This window comes from Alteribacillus sp. HJP-4, assembly GCF_042139015.1.
Lineage (GTDB): Bacteria > Bacillota > Bacilli > Bacillales > Marinococcaceae > JBHIKY01.
In genome coordinates, this window is the sequence record NZ_JBHIKY010000003.1 from 71,362 (window position 1) to 86,744 (window position 15,383).

The 15,383-nt window shown below is 47.2% G+C and carries 10 protein-coding genes, 1 other RNA gene and 1 pseudogene; 6 read left to right on the forward strand and 6 right to left on the reverse strand.

Annotation, left to right across the window (positions count from 1 at the left end):
• Positions 1 to 31: 31 nt before the first annotated feature.
• Both ACE4RR_RS03415 and ACE4RR_RS03420 read right to left on the reverse strand, forming a co-directional pair.
• Positions 32 to 1,366 carry a glycosyltransferase gene (locus tag ACE4RR_RS03415; protein WP_375533994.1) on the reverse strand — a complete coding sequence of 445 codons (1,335 nt, stop codon included), beginning with the start codon at positions 1,364 to 1,366 and terminating at the stop codon, positions 32 to 34.
• 74 nt (positions 1,367 to 1,440) lie between these two features.
• Positions 1,441 to 1,650, reverse strand: coding sequence for a hypothetical protein (locus ACE4RR_RS03420; protein ID WP_375533995.1), 210 nt, complete (start codon positions 1,648 to 1,650; stop codon positions 1,441 to 1,443).
• Positions 1,651 to 1,963: 313 nt separating this feature from the next.
• Here ACE4RR_RS03420 and ACE4RR_RS03425 point away from each other — a divergent pair, with 313 nt between their 5' ends.
• From ACE4RR_RS03425 to ACE4RR_RS03445, 5 genes and pseudogenes are all read left to right on the forward strand, one after another.
• On the forward strand, positions 1,964 to 5,077 hold the full coding sequence (locus tag ACE4RR_RS03425; RefSeq protein ID WP_375533996.1) for an NTTRR-F1 domain: 3,114 nt from the start codon (positions 1,964 to 1,966) through the stop codon (positions 5,075 to 5,077).
• 477 nt (positions 5,078 to 5,554) lie between these two features.
• Positions 5,555 to 6,619: pseudogene (locus ACE4RR_RS03430) on the forward strand (NTTRR-F1 domain); the annotation flags it as partial.
• A gap of 630 nt (positions 6,620 to 7,249) precedes the next feature.
• Positions 7,250 to 9,631, forward strand: a complete 2,382-nt coding sequence (locus tag ACE4RR_RS03435) for an NTTRR-F1 domain (RefSeq protein ID WP_375533998.1) — start codon at positions 7,250 to 7,252, stop codon at positions 9,629 to 9,631.
• 790 nt (positions 9,632 to 10,421) lie between these two features.
• Entirely contained in the window at positions 10,422 to 11,534 is a 1,113-nt protein-coding gene (locus tag ACE4RR_RS03440) for a glycosyltransferase (protein WP_375533999.1), read from the forward strand.
• Positions 11,535 to 11,551: 17 nt separating this feature from the next.
• Entirely contained in the window at positions 11,552 to 12,499 is a 948-nt protein-coding gene (locus ACE4RR_RS03445; protein ID WP_375534000.1) for an NAD-dependent epimerase/dehydratase family protein, read from the forward strand.
• A 108-nt stretch (positions 12,500 to 12,607) separates the two neighbouring features.
• Here the strand turns inward: ACE4RR_RS03445 and ACE4RR_RS03450 are convergent, their stop codons facing one another.
• The 3 genes from ACE4RR_RS03450 to ssrA all read right to left on the reverse strand — a co-directional run bounded on the left by ACE4RR_RS03450 (position 12,608) and on the right by ssrA (position 13,869).
• A complete protein-coding gene (locus tag ACE4RR_RS03450) occupies positions 12,608 to 12,991 on the reverse strand; it encodes a VOC family protein (protein WP_375534001.1) in 384 nt (127 codons plus the stop codon).
• 105 nt (positions 12,992 to 13,096) lie between these two features.
• Complete coding sequence (locus ACE4RR_RS03455) at positions 13,097 to 13,375, reverse strand: ArsR/SmtB family transcription factor (protein ID WP_375534002.1); 279 nt, start codon at positions 13,373 to 13,375, stop codon at positions 13,097 to 13,099.
• A 130-nt stretch (positions 13,376 to 13,505) separates the two neighbouring features.
• Positions 13,506 to 13,869: a transfer-messenger RNA gene (ssrA, locus tag ACE4RR_RS03460) on the reverse strand.
• Between the two features lie 149 nt (positions 13,870 to 14,018).
• On the opposite strand from ssrA, the gene yunB reads away from it, so the two are divergent.
• Positions 14,019 to 14,822 carry a sporulation protein YunB gene (gene yunB, locus ACE4RR_RS03465; protein ID WP_375534003.1) on the forward strand — a complete coding sequence of 268 codons (804 nt, stop codon included), beginning with the start codon at positions 14,019 to 14,021 and terminating at the stop codon, positions 14,820 to 14,822.
• A gap of 38 nt (positions 14,823 to 14,860) precedes the next feature.
• On the opposite strand, the gene smpB is transcribed toward yunB, so the two are convergent.
• A complete protein-coding gene (gene smpB / locus ACE4RR_RS03470) occupies positions 14,861 to 15,334 on the reverse strand; it encodes an SsrA-binding protein SmpB (protein WP_375534004.1) in 474 nt (157 codons plus the stop codon).
• Positions 15,335 to 15,383: the final 49 nt, after the last annotated feature.

Genomic DNA, 15,383 nt, shown 5'->3' on the forward strand with positions numbered 1-15,383 from the left:
AACCAATCGGTGCTGAACCGATTGGTTTTTATTAGGAGAGTGATTGATAAATTTCCAGCATCTGCTGACTGTTTTTATGCATATCATGATGAGTTTCTGCGTATTGTCTGCTTTTCATTCCTAAAGAGCTCAGCATATCACGGTTATTTAATAGCTCTTTCAGCTTTTCCTCAATCGTATCGGGATTGGCCGATATGATCGGAAGATCAGCTGGATAATGGTTTTTCATGTAATCACTTATCCAGCATACCACTGGTTTTCCCATCGCCATTGTTTCTACAGCGAGAAGGCCATAGCTTCCAATGTGAAGCTGGTCAATTACAATATCTGCCGTTTGGTACATTTTTTTAGCTTCTTGATGAGATTTCCCCTGTATCAATTGAAAGTCAATATCATAGGATTTCTGCAGATTGTTTATCGCTTTTAAAACATAAGTGGTTCCTTTCACTTCCGGGGATGTCGGAGCATGCACGATTTTAATTTTAGGGTTTTCCGCCTGTATTACCGGCTTATAATTGTCAAGATCCACCATTAAAGGGACAATAAACACTTTCTTATAATACTCTTTTACATATTGATAAACTTCTTGATCAGCCACAATACAACAGGGAATATATTGGGATAAGAACTGCAGCTTCCGCTTGATCATAGCTTCGTTCGTTGTTTTTGCTTTCGCGAATGGATTTACTTTTAATGCCTTTGAAAGTATCCGGACGTCGCTTCCCCAATGATGCATCAGCATTGTTTTTTTACACGCTTTTAACATCTGCAGATCAGAATTATTTTGAGTGAAGCTCGTGCCGAAATGAAAATGAAAAATATCAATATGCTTCATAAATTCCTTGCTTACTTTTAATAAGTCGCTAGGCAGCTCCTGCTTGTTTTTCTCTTTGGAAAGATCCCAAAGATAATCCGATTGATAACCAAGATAAAACGCATAATATGTCAACGTTTCACACACATACCCTTTATGAGTTAATCCTTTTGAGATAGTATTCATTTGATTTGCTATTTCCATCGTGCCATGTAATATTTTTGGTCCTTTATTTTCACTGTAAATTGATGGAGCATATAAGTCGTTTGAAACGTCCCCTGGTATGGTTTTTACTTTTTCCCCGTATCTCAACGCCTCTTTTTCTCTTCCTAAAGACCGGGATAACAAAACCATCATTTGCAATAAAATAATATTTTCCGAGTGCTTATTTAATCCTCTCCATACCCACAGCCATGCATTCTTGATATTCCCTTTCTGCTTCAGTTCTTCTAAAGCTTGTTGAGCATAAAATACTGCCTCATTCTCTTCTTTTGAATCTATTAAATTACTTTCATTAATAATGGTTGAAACCTTGGCTGTTACTTCTTTCACTGCCACTGCCCTCCCCCAGTTTTGGTACCTAGTAAAAAAAAGAGTCATAGCGACTCTTTATTTAATAGAAGAACTTATTTTCCGTACCTGATTTTTCTTGCTAAAGTAGACAACTCACGGATTTTTGCCTTTCTGGATCTGTTTTTTGGTGCCTTAACATATTCAGAAGCGACTTTGGTGATCCCAGTTGGTTTCACTAACCTGGATTCACGCTTCGTCCCGATTCCTTCACAGGCGCATTTTCCTCTTTTTACAAACTTTGGTTTATTTTCAGAGCTTTCCATATGAATCACCTCTCTTTATTCTTTTTATTTTATGTACTTAGAGTAAGAAGGTGCAGATAGGTGCCTCATTTGCTTTGCTTTTTACAATAAATTCAAAGGGCTGCACGCTTCCATAGCAATAAATGGTTGTTCATGCATTTATTCATAATAGGTTTAAGAATAGATTCCTTCACTAAACAAGCTGATCTTTATAGACATAGAATAACGAGAGTAGAGTTTCACTTTAGTACCACTTTATTGAAAAGATTATAGATTTTCGTGGAAGAATTATTTTTTTCTCTTCTACTATCATTATGGAAGGATGTGAAACTAGTTGGCTATTGAAAATAGAATAATCAATGGCGAATTTGAAACAGGGGTGCTGGCGCCATGGAACGGCTTTAATGCCTCTGTTGTTTCTACAGCAAGTCATTCAGGAAATTTTAGTGCTTTGTTATCGGCACCCTCAAACGTAGCTTTATTGACCCAGACCTTTACTGTAGATGAAGGAGAAAATTTCGAATTTATTGCCTCGTTTTCTAAAGTAAACAACAACCCAAGTCCGCAGATTTTAATCATTGTAGAATACTATGATGCTTTATTTAACCCTTTAGGTTTTGGCCTCAATATGAACATTGCGGCGAATAGACTGCCAGCCAGCGTAAACTGGCTCGAAATTTATCAAACGACGAGTGCTGCTCCAGCTGGTACAGCCTTTGGGGCTTTGCTTATCCAAAAACTTCCCCTTGCAGGAAGTTCTCCCATACTGGTTGATGATGTTGCATTATTAACCGTAGATTCTTCAGGGACTACCGGCGCAACCGGAGCAACGGGTCCTACTGGTGTCACTGGTCCAACCGGAGCAACAGGCGCAACAGGAGCGACGGGACCTACTGGTGCCACTGGTCCAACTGGAGCAACAAGCGCCACAGGAGCGACGGGATCTACTGGTGCCACTGGTCCAGCTGGAGTAACAGGCGCAACCGGAGCAACGGGTCCTACTGGTGCCACTGGAGCCACTGGTGCCACTGGCGTTACGGGCGCTACCGGCGCCACTGGTGCTACCGGTGCCACCGGTGTAACTGGAGCCACCGGCGCGACTGGGCCTACTGGCGCCACGGGTGTTACTGGTGCCACGGGCGTCACTGGTGCCACTGGCGCGACTGGGCCTACTGGCGCAACGGGTGTTACTGGTGCCACGGGCGTCACTGGTGCCACTGGCGCGACTGGGCCTACGGGCGCCACCGGCGTTACAGGGGCCACCGGTGCTACTGGAGCCACTGGTGCCACTGGCGTTACGGGGGCCACCGGTGCCACTGGTGCCACTGGTGCCACTGGCGTTACGGGCGCCACGGGCGCTACCGGCCCTACGGGCGCCACCGGCGTTACAGGGGCCACCGGTGCTACTGGAGCCACCGGGCCTACTGGGCCTACGGGCGTAACTGGAGCCACAGGTGTCACTGGAGCCACCGGCGCCACAGGAGCAACAGGAACCACCGGGACTACTGGCGCCACAGGCGTTACAGGGGCCACGGGAGTTACAGGTGCCACCGGCGCTACCGGCGCCACCGGCGTTACAGGGGCCACCGGTGCCACTGGTGCCACTGGCGTAACTGGTGCCACTGGTGCCACTGGTGCGACCGGGGCCACCGGTCCGACTGGGCCTACCGGCGCTACGGGTGCCACCGGCCCTACAGGTGCCACTGGCGCGACTGGTGCCACTGGCGTCACTGGTGCCACTGGCGTCACTGGTGCCACGGGCGCTACCGGCGCGACTGGGCCTACGGGCGCCACAGGAGCCACAGGGGCCACCGGGACTACTGGCGCCACAGGCGTTACTGGTGCCACCGGACCTACGGGTGCCACCGGCGCTACCGGGGCCACGGGCGCTACCGGCGCCACAGGAGCAACAGGTGCCACCGGCGCTACTGGTGCCACCGGAGCAACAGGTGCCACTGGCGTTACGGGCGCTACCGGCGCCACTGGCGCTACCGGCGCCACGGGTGTTACCGGCGCCACGGGCGTCACTGGTGCCACAGGCGCGACTGGCCCTACTGGCGCCACGGGTGTTACTGGCGTCACAGGGGCCACGGGCGCTACCGGCGCCACAGGAGCAACAGGTGCCACCGGCGCTACCGGGGCCACGGGCGCTACCGGCGCCACAGGAGCAACAGGTGCCACAGGCGCGACTGGTGCCACCGGAGCAACAGGTGCCACTGGCGTCACTGGTGCCACGGGCGCTACCGGCGCGACTGGGCCTACGGGCGCCACAGGAGCCACAGGTGCCACCGGCGCGACTGGGACTACTGGCGCCACAGGCGTTACTGGTGCCACCGGCCCTACAGGGGCCACTGGGGTCACTGGAGCCACAGGTACTACGGGTGCCACTGGTGCCACGGGCGCTACCGGCGCGACTGGCGCGACTGGATCCACCGGCCCTACAGGTGCCACTGGCACTACAGGGCCTACTGGAGCCACCGGCCCTACTGGGCCTACTGGAGCCACCGGCGCGACTGGTGCCACTGGTGCTACGGGTGCTACGGGTGCCACCGGAGCAACAGGTGTCACCGGGCCTACGGGCGCTACCGGCGCCACCGGGCCTACGGGCGCCACGGGCGTCACAGGTGCCACCGGGCCTACTGGGGCCACAGGAGCAACAGGGGCCACCGGGCCTACGGGCGTCACAGGTGCCACCGGGCCTACTGGGCCTACTGGCGTAACTGGAGCCACAGGCGCTACCGGCCCTACTGGAGCCACAGGCGCTACCGGCCCTACTGGGGCCACGGGCGCTACTGGGGCCACAGGAGCAACAGGGGCCACCGGGCCTACGGGCGTCACAGGTGCCACCGGGCCTACTGGGCCTACTGGCGTAACTGGAGCCACAGGCGCTACCGGCCCGACGGGCGCCACGGGAGTTACAGGGGCCACGGGCGCTACCGGCGCCACAGGTGCCACCGGCGCTACAGGTGCCACTGGCGTTACTGGACCTACCGGCGCTACTGGGGCCACGGGGCCTACTGGCGCTACAGGTGCCACCGGCGCGACTGGACCAGGATCAGTTATATTTACGAATCAAAACGATGCTACACTTGCTGTTTTTCCTCCTCTCAATACAGAAGTAGTTTCTAACAGCATCGCTATTACCGCTGTTTCTGGTGACATCATGAAAATCGACTATGCTTCTGGAGTGGAATTCGTAAACACAGCCAATTTTAGTGTGACTTACACGTTTAGAATATACCGAAACGGGGTGTTATTAGAATCTCGTACTACCAATAGAAACGGGAGTAATGCTGGTACTCAGCGTATACCGATCGCAGACACATTCGTAGATACAACGCCTGTCGTTGGACTTAACACTTATCAACTTCGTGTGATTGTAACAGCAACATCCAACATTACCTCTCTATCAGTATTAAATAGAAATTTTAACATTATTGTGTTTTAGACCATGGCGGTGCTCTTCTTGAGTGCCGCTTTTTTAGTGTAAACAGTGATGCTCATAAGCTGAATGGAAAGTTAGTTGAATACAGTCTTAGCCCCTTCGTTTTGTAACTGTTTTAAATCATCGCTACCCTGCCAGGTTTTTTTGAATTCTAGAGATTTATTGTTAATTTAGTTCAATTTTTATCCGAAATCCGTTATTTAATGAAAGAGGGATAAAATATGTGCCCTTTTTACTATGTAAAATACATATTGGTATACGAAGATATTGGTTTTCAATTTTTAACTCTCTTACAATCTTGAACCCCATTGGTAATAATTTCATTAAATAAAATGATAGCTTTTAGCACAAATCCTTCTAGATTGGACATTATTATAGTTTGTTCCCCTATACAAGCTTCTTTTATAGACATAAGATATCGGGAGTTTCAATATTAGCCAATGGCTTTATTGAAATAACTTATAACAGGAGGAGATACTATTGTCTATTAATAATCTGCTTGTTAATGGCGGATTTGAGACAGGAACTTTAGCAGGGTGGACTGCAGTTAACACCACCATTGCAAATGAGGCGCACACCGGAGATTTTTCAGCGAGATTTGCATCTGGATCTGTTGTTGCTTCCCTTTCTCAAACCGTACCAATTAGTGAAGGGCAAATGTTCGAATTTTTAGTTTCCTTATCAAAATCTAACACACAAAACAGTCCTATCATTAATTTAGATGTATTATTTTTGAATGCGGCAGACATGGTAGTAGGCACGGGCTTAGATACTTTTGTGGATTTAGGCGGTCTGCCTTATGTGGTAAATGACACTTGGTTGGAAGTCTATTTAACCACAAGCGCAGCACCTCCTACAGCTACTCAGGCCCAAGTAATTATTAGTAAACCAGTCAGTGCGATTAACGCTCCTTTTGTCTTCGTCGATGATGTAGCTTTATTAGAAGTTGAAAGCGATGGAGCTACTGGGGCGACGGGACCTACAGGTGCTACGGGTCCTACTGGAGCCACTGGCGCTACAGGTGCCACTGGCGTTACTGGACCGACCGGCGCTACAGGTGCCACAGGTGCCACTGGCGCTACGGGTGCTACTGGCGTTACTGGACCGACCGGCGCTACAGGTGCCACTGGTGCCACGGGCGCTACCGGTCCGACCGGCGCTACGGGAGCCACCGGCGCTACGGGAGCCACTGGCGCTACCGGACCGACCGGCGCTACAGGTGCCACTGGTGCCACTGGTGCCACTGGTGCTACGGGTGCTACTGGCGTTACTGGACCGACCGGCGCTACAGGTGCCACTGGTGCCACTGGCGCTACGGGTGCTACTGGCGTTACTGGACCGACCGGCGCTACAGGTGCCACTGGTGCCACTGGCGCTACCGGACCGACCGGCGCGACCGGAGCCACCGGCGCTACGGGAGCCACCGGCGCTACGGGAGCCACCGGCGCTACGGGAGCCACCGGCGCTACGGGAGCCACCGGCGCTACGGGAGCCACCGGCGTTACTGGACCGACCGGAGCCACTGGGGCTACTGGACCTGCAGGAGGAGACTCCGTACTTGAGTCGGTACAATCATTGGACGCAGAAGCTATAAATATCGATGAAGAAACTAGTGTTCTATCTCTTGAAGTTACAACAACGGAAGAACAAATAGTAAAAATAGACTCAATGGTGGAAGTAGATATAATTGTCGGCCTTGCAACTTCATTCCAGTACACTATCACTTATACTCTTTATAGAAATGGTGTAGCAATATCCACCTTAAGTGAAGATAATGAAGATGATAAGCCTGCTGCAACGGTCCGTTTATACAGTGAAATACCAAATATGACCTGGGTAGATGAACCTGGAGACGGCACACACACCTATGAAATTGCGGTAACGATTTCCGGAACAAATCTCCTCACAGCTACAGCTAATACGAAGGCTTTAAACGCAATAGTGTTTAACTAATTATTCAGCTTTAATTGGCTTCGGCAATTGCCGAAGCCGTTTCAATAATTGACTGATACGAACTGATAAAGTGTAAATCATATTTTTCTTAGATCGTTTATAAATTTCTGTTCCCCAATGATATGGTGTTCAAATTACAAACTTTGATGAAAAAATTTATAAATATACGTTGAGGATTTCTTTTTCTTCTTCTACTAATATTATGGAAGGATGTGAATCTAGTTGGCAATTGAAAATAGAATAATCAATGGTGGATTTGAAACAGGAGTGCTGGCACCCTGGGCCGGTTTTAATGCCTCTGTTGTTTCTACAGCAAGTCATTCAGGAAATTTTAGTGCTCTGTTATCGCCCCCTGCAAACGTAGCTTTATTGACCCAGACATTTACTGTAGATGAAGGGGAAAATTTTGAATTTGTCGCCTCTTTTTCTAAAGTAAATAACAACCCAAGCCCTCAAATCTTAATCATTATGGAATACTATGATGCTTTATTTAACCCTTTAGGTTTTGGTCTCAATATAAATATTGCGGCAAATAGACTTCCAGCCAGCGTAAACTGGCTGGAAATTTATCAAACGACGAGTGCTGCTCCAGCTGGTACATCCTTTGGGGCTTTGCTTATCCAAAAACTTCCCCTTGCAGGAAGTTCTCCCATTCTGGTTGATGATGTAGCATTATTAACCGTAGATTCTTCAGGGGCTACAGGACCGACCGGCGCGACCGGGGCCACTGGAGCCACCGGACCGACCGGGGCTACTGGAGCCACTGGCGCGACCGGAGCCACTGGGGTCACTGGAGCCACCGGACCGACTGGGACCACTGGCGCAACCGGAGCCACTGGCGTTACTGGAGTCACCGGCGCGACCGGAGCCACTGGAGCCACCGGACCGACCGGGGCCACCGGACCGACTGGCGCTACCGGACCGACTGGCGCTACCGGAGCCACTGGAGCCACCGGACCGACTGGCGCCACAGGTGTCACTGGCGCTACTGGAGCCACCGGCGCGACCGGAGCCACCGGACCGACTGGCGCTACCGGACCGACCGGCGCTACCGGAGCCACCGGACCGACTGGCGCTACCGGACCGACCGGCGCAACCGGAGCCACTGGAGCCACTGGAGCCACCGGACCGACCGGGGCCACTGGAGTCACTGGCGTTACTGGAGACACCGGCGCGACTGGGGCCACTGGCGCAACAGGGCCAACTGGCGCAACAGGGCCAACTGGAGCGACAGGACCGACTGGCGCTACCGGAGCGACAGGACCGACTGGCGCCACTGGAGTCACTGGCGTTACTGGAGACACCGGCGCGACCGGGGCCACTGGAGCAACAGGGCCAACTGGAGCGACAGGACCAACTGGAGCAACAGGACCAACTGGAGCGACAGGACCAACTGGAGCAACAGGACCGACTGGCGCCACTGGGGCCACTGGAGTCACTGGAGCCACCGGACCGACCGGGGCCACTGGAGTCACTGGCGTTACTGGAGTCACCGGCGCGACTGGCGCCACTGGAGCAACAGGGCCAACTGGAGCGACAGGACCGACTGGCGCCACTGGAGCCACTGGTGTCACTGGAGCAACAGGGCCAACTGGAGCGACAGGACCGACTGGCGCCACTGGAGTCACTGGAGCCACCGGACCGCCTGGAGCGACAGGACCTACCGGCGCGACAGGACCTACCGGCGCGACTGGGGCAACTAATCCTGTAGCTGTTAACCGTATTTATGTCACAAACTTTACTAGTAATGATGTATCCGTCATTGATGGTTTTACCGATACCACCATTGATACAGTCTCCGTAGGAACAAATCCATGGGGAATCACAGTAAATCCTTCAACAAATCGTATTTATACAGCAAATTTTACTAGTAATGATGTATCCGTCATTGATGGAGTTTCAAACACGGTTATTGATACGATTCCTATCGGTAATACTGTACTTTATTTAGGAGTCAATCCTACAACAAACCTCATTTATGTTGCAGTAGCAGGTAATAATACAGTAGCCGTCATAGATGGCGCTACTAATACCGTCGTTTCTACCATCATTGTCGGTGGCAATCCACAGGGGGTGGGAGTTAATCCTATTACAAACCGTATTTATGTAGCAAACCAAGGAGATAATACTGTATCAATAATTGATGGATCTACTAATACTGTTATTGATACGATCATTGTCGGATCGAATCCAATTGGTGTAGGAGTCAATCCTGCGACAAACGAAATCTATGTCTCAAATGCAAATCCTGATAGTACTGTATCAGTAATTGATGGAATTGCGAATACCGTCGTTTCTACCATCGTTGTTGGCTCCGATCCACAGGGAGTGGGAGTTAATCCTATTACAAACCGTATTTATGTAGCAAACCAAGGAGATAATACTGTATCAATAATTGATGGATCTGATTATTCTGTCATAGATACAACTACGGTAGGTACACAACCTTTTGGTTTAGGAGTCAATCCTCTAACAAACGCGATTTACGTAGCAAACAGCGGTGGCAGTGATAATACTGTATCTGGAATTAGTGGAATTACCAATGATGTTTTTACAACGATTTCTGTAGGGTCTGACCCTTTTTGGGTAGCAGTAAATCCGTAATTAGGGTACTCTCTGACGAGTCCACCAAGCTATAGAACCTGTATTAGACCAAGCGAACTTCCTACTATAAGTAGGAGGTTCGTTTTTACTGTTAATTGTAGCAGCAAGAAAATGCGAATTACTATCAATAAAATTCTAGTTCAGCTATTCAGGAAATAATCATCCATTATTCCATAATGCCCCTTATTATTGTCTGCGGAAACATTTGCAAAGATAGTGATTCAATTTTGATTAAAACATTTTTCTCAGCTAGAGTAGTTTCAATGAAAAAGATATCTCTTTCTCTCAGACACTCATTAATCTTTGTTATGACAGCTTTCCCCGCTTGTAATCGTTTAGATTTTGCATTCAGGGGATAAATACGGATTATCGATATAAATGCTGGAGATAACAATTTCGATGGAGATATATTTTATAATCAGGTCTACGAGGAACTCATAGCCAAAGAAGCGATCAAAATGCAAAGATAGTGCGGACGAACACTCTACGCGCGCCGGAAAACGGACGTGGAGAGTGTATTTTGTCATGTCAAACTGAATCTCGGCTTTCAGCGATTCCTCAACTTAGCGGACAGGAAAAAGTTCAGGTGAAGTTCAGTTTGGTGGCTGAGCCAACTTTACGTTTAGCTATAACTGTACGGTAGCGAGACTGCCTGAAGGCCCCTCCCCTCAGTAGATTTTTTAATACTTACAAAAACCAGCGTAAACGTAGGTTTTTATACAATCAAAACTCTAAAAATTCAATATAGTATATAGATGACTTTCAATGCGAGAATAGAAAGGAGCTTCTCATGGTTACCATTAGTTTATGTATGATTGTAAAAAACGAAGAAGAAGTGCTGGCCCGCTGCCTGGATTCCATTAAGGATGTGGTGGATGAAATAAATATTGTGGATACTGGTTCGACAGACCGCACCGTTGAAATTGCTAAAGAGTATACAGACAGATTATTTTTCTTTGAATGGACGGGAAGTTTTACAGATGCTAGAAATGAATCTTTCAAATATGCAACGAAGGATTATATTCTTTATTTAGATGCGGACGATGTGGTGCTTGAAGAGGATCGTAATAAATTAAAAACCTTGAAGGTAACACTGGATCCTTCAGTCGATTCTGTGTCCATGTATTATAACGCAGGTACTGATGAATTCGGCAATGTCACACTGCAATATCGAAGAAACAGACTGGTGAAGCGAAGCCGCAATTTTCAATGGAAAGGAGAAGCTCATAACTACCTTGAAGTAGGCGGACACATTATTAATTCCGACGTTGCCATTACCCATAAGAAAATCAGTCATTCCGTCGGAAGAAACTTATCTATATACGAGCAAAAAATTAAAAACGGAGATACGTTTGGAGCCAGAGATTATTTTTACTACGGAAATGAACTCAGAGAAAACGGACACCATGAAAAAGCAATAGAAAGCTACACGAAAAATATCGAGATGAAAGAAGGCTGGATCGAGGATAAGGTCTATGCGTGTATTAACCGTGCTGACTGTTACAGGTTTATTAATGACACGGATAATGAATTGGCCTCTCTCTTTGAGTCATTAAAATTTTCCAGAACACCGCGTCCAGAAACCTGCAGCAGGATTGGCTTTAACTTTCAGAGAAAAAGAGAGTTTACATCTGCAATATTTTGGTATAAATTAGCGACCACTTTAGAGACAGATCCGAATAAATGGAGCTTCACTTATCCCGCCTATTCGACGTGGTATCCTCATCTGCAGTTATGTGTCTGCTATTATAATTTACAGGATTTCGAGAATTCATATGCCCACAATGAAAAAGCAAGGGAATACCGGCCAGAGGACAGCAGAGTTTTGTTCAATAAAGATTTGTTAGAAAAGAAGATGGGAATTATTTCCAATGATGAACAAAAAAATAGTACTGATTCGTAATCATAGGAGTTGAACTTATGATCTCATACGGCAGTGTGTTAATTACGGGTGGAGCAGGTTTTGTCGGATCCATGTTAGCCAGTAGAATTCTTCCTTTTGCTGATCATCTTTATATTATAGATGACCTTACTACTGGAAACCCTGATTCCATCCCCATTTCTGATAAAGTAACCTTTTATCAAAAGAGTATTACAAATGAAGACGTATTAAACGAGGTGCTTCCAAAAATAGATATCATTTTTCATCTTGCCTGTAGAAACCTTGTTCAATCTATGAACAATATAGAGGAAGATTTCCATATTAACTTGTATGGAGGATACTTTTTGTTGAAGAAAACACTTGAATTGAACCCACACTTGAAACGATTTGTTTATACATCTACGACATCTGTATACAATGACGCAAGCATTCTTCCCACACCAGAAAATTATTATAATATTTCCCTTCCTTATGCAGCAAGTAAATTCTCAATGGAGCATTATTGTGATGTATTTACAAAATCATTTAATCTGCCGATTTCCATATTACGGCTCTCCAATCTTTATGGCCCTGGACAATTATCATCAAACCCATATTGCGGGGTAGTAGCAAAATTCTTTGAAAGTTCTTTATCCCATTCTCCTTTAATTATCTATGGAAACGGAACTCAGACAAGAGACTTCACGTTCATTGATGATGGGATAGATGCTATATTGCTGGCAGGCACCCACCCTTCAGCAATCGGAAAAGTATTCAATGTAGGCACAGGAATAGAAACTAATATCCTGACCCTCGCACAGGCGGTGTTGAAGATCACCAATAACACGCAGGGAAAAATTAACTATCAGACAGAACGGAATGTGGATGTCGTAAAACGGCGCCTTATTGACTCTCGCTTCATACATGATGAGCTTGGCTGGAAACCGACATTCAGCCTTGACCGCGGACTTGAAAAAACGTATAAATGGATTGTAAGTAAGAAGTAATTATTATCTGCGAACCTGGTGCTGTTTCCGGTTCGCTTTTTACATAGGAATGGCTCAATCTTTGTTAAGTAATACTTTATGAACTTGATTCAAAATTTCTTCAAAAAGCTACTTCTGCGCTATCTGAATAAGGTTACCGCATGTATCGTCAAAAACAGCTATTGTGAATTCCCCCATTTCAGTAGGCTCCATAATAAACTTCACGCCTTGTTTCGTTAATTGTTCATACTCTTTGGGGACATCGGCAACACCAAACATAGTTACGGGGATGCCTTCTGCAAATAACTTCTTCTGGTACTCTTTTGCGGCCGGATGGTCATTCGGTTCGAGCAGAAGCTCTGTACCGTCTTGATCATCGGACGAAACGAGCGTTATCCACCTAAACTCTCCGGTAGGAACGTCATGCTTTTTTACAAATCCCAGCGTTTCTGAATAAAACTTCAGTGCCTTGTCTTGATCTTCTACAAATATACTGGTAACAATTATTCTCATACTCTTCTTCCTCCTTTTTATTTACGACGTATGGGGGCTCTACACACAATTACTCTGAAAGCAAAACGGCCCACACATTCGTCAAAATTCCTGTGGTTAACCAAATTATTCTGTCCAACCCTTCAACAAATTTTTAAGTGGTTCGTTGTTGAACATAAGTACCCGATATTTTCCCTTTCGTTTTGATTTTACAAGCCCGGCTTCTTCTAATACTGCAAGATGTTTAGCTATCGCCTGCCGCGAAATGGTGAGGTCATGTTTCATAATAAGACGTACCGTCAGTTCATACAACGTCACTTCACTGCGTTCGGATAGTTCGTCTAATATCAGTCTTCTAGTTGAGTCGCTGAGAGCTTTGAATACAGCATCTTTGTCCCATAACATACTTCTATAATAAGCAACCTTATGGTTGCTTGTCAAGATAATCTTGCACAAAAAAATTGAAGCATAAGCCTGCCAAAACGGCAAACCTATGCTTCAAGTTACGAATAGCTTTATTTCAGATCGATATGTATGGTGGAGACGGTGGGGTTCGAACCCACGTCCAGAGATATCGGCACTTAAGCGTCTACGAGCGTAGTCACTATATTATATTTCGCCGCTGCATCGGCCTAGTAACGGGCCTCTGCAGGGCTAGCCTGATTAGTCTCTTCAGCCGGCCTCAGGCGGAGGCCGGACAGCGTAGCCCACTGATTAGTGAGACCCCGGTCACTCCACATGGGCGATGGAGAGTGGGATCCGCAGGTAACTACTTACGCAGCTACTGCGAGGTTTTCGTTAGATTTGCCAGTTATTATTGGCGTGGACCTTTTTCGAGACTGTCCAGCTCGGCTCGCAGCTTAAGCTCGACCTATCCCTGTCGAAGCCAAATCGTCCCCAGGTTGGTCAGCATGAAATAATGTCACTCATCTCATGGATATTTAATTATAACATAATTGATTTCTCATGCAAGGGGAAAGCATGGTTATCCTTTATTTGGCATACACTGTGTTGAAGCTTGCATACGTGATGGAAAGGAGCAAGTGGTGTGAAACGATGGAAGGCCCGCTCTCCTAAACGTAAATACCCGTTATCCTTCAAAACGGTTTTTTTATTATCGATTATTATTTTTGCTGCTTTGACAGCCCAGAGCATATGGCTGGTCAATAAGCAGATCGCCCCGACGCTGATGGAAATTGCCAATCTTGAAACTCAGAAAATGGCTACAACGGCGATCAATCATGCAGTAAAGGATACGCTCCAGGAAGTGGATATGACTGAACTGATTGAAATTGATAAGAATGATAATGGAGAAATTACCTCGATCGGCTTTGATGGAACCGTCTACAATCATGTGGTGACGAATGCGGTGGATGAAGCACAGGTGTTTCTAAAGCATATGGAAGCAGGGGAACTGCCCGGCAGCTCCAACCATTTGAACGCAGGATCGATTTACAATATTCCTCTGGGCCGGGTGACGAACAATGCGCTGCTTGCCCAGATTGGTCCGCTTGTTCCTGTTGAATTAACAGCTATTGGGGATGTGGACGTCGAGTTAAATGAAAAGGTGCAGGAGCGCGGCATCAATAATACGTGGGTCCGGGTCTCGCTGGAGCTGATGGTCGATGTAAATATAATTATTCCTTTTGCCACTAATACTGAGACTGTACAGACGACCATACCGATAGGAATGATGTTTATTCCGGGCGAGGTTCCGAATTTTTACAGCGAAAACGGCAGTGGAAAAGGCGGGCTCCCTGCACCTGCGATTATTCCTGAGGAAGAACAGGAGCAAACAAATGAACAGGAAACAGAAGTGTTAATTCCGGAAGCAGAGGTGGAGACAGAATGAGCCTGGCTGTATCTGCAGCCAGGCCTTTCCTTTAGACATTATTCACCCTTCATTCGGGAACGGATTGCTCTGTCCATTTCCCGTTTCGCGTCCTTTTGTTTCAAAGCTTCGCGCTTATCATATTTTTTCTTCCCGCGTGCGAGCCCGATTAATACCTTCGCGACACCCCTTTTGATATACACCTTAAGAGGGATCACTGAATAGCCGGACTGCTGGCTTGCACCAATCAGCTTATTAATTTCACGGCGCTTCAGCAGCAGTTTTCTTGTCCGGAGGGGATCGTGGTTAAAACGGTTGCCGTCTTCATAGGGGCTGATATGTGCGTTATGGAGAAACACTTCCCCATTTTCCACTTTCGCAAAGCTGTCTTTTAAATTCATCCGGCCGTTGCGGATCGATTTAATTTCCGTTCCCTTCAGAACAATCCCTGCTTCAAAAGTTTCCTCAATAAAAAAATCATGGCGGGCTTTTCTGTTTTGTGCGAGAAGTCTTCCTTCGTTTTTTTCTGCCATCTCCCGTACACCTTTCTTTCATCACTCGTTCCTTAATAGTAGCAAGGGA

Bases quoted from the DNA above. Each gene is read 5' to 3' on its own strand.
- ACE4RR_RS03420 (WP_375533995.1), bottom strand. From the start codon at position 1,650: ATGGAAAGCTCTGAAAATAAACCAAAGTTTGTAAAAAGAGGAAAATGC.
- ACE4RR_RS03440 (WP_375533999.1), top strand. From the start codon at position 10,422: ATGGTTACCATTAGTTTATGTATGATTGTAAAAAACGAAGAAGAAGTG.
- ACE4RR_RS03445 (WP_375534000.1), top strand. From the start codon at position 11,552: ATGATCTCATACGGCAGTGTGTTAATTACGGGTGGAGCAGGTTTTGTC.
- ACE4RR_RS03450 (WP_375534001.1), bottom strand. From the start codon at position 12,991: ATGAGAATAATTGTTACCAGTATATTTGTAGAAGATCAAGACAAGGCA.
- ACE4RR_RS03455 (WP_375534002.1), bottom strand. From the start codon at position 13,375: ATGTTATGGGACAAAGATGCTGTATTCAAAGCTCTCAGCGACTCAACT.
- smpB (WP_375534004.1), bottom strand. From the start codon at position 15,334: ATGGCAGAAAAAAACGAAGGAAGACTTCTCGCACAAAACAGAAAAGCC.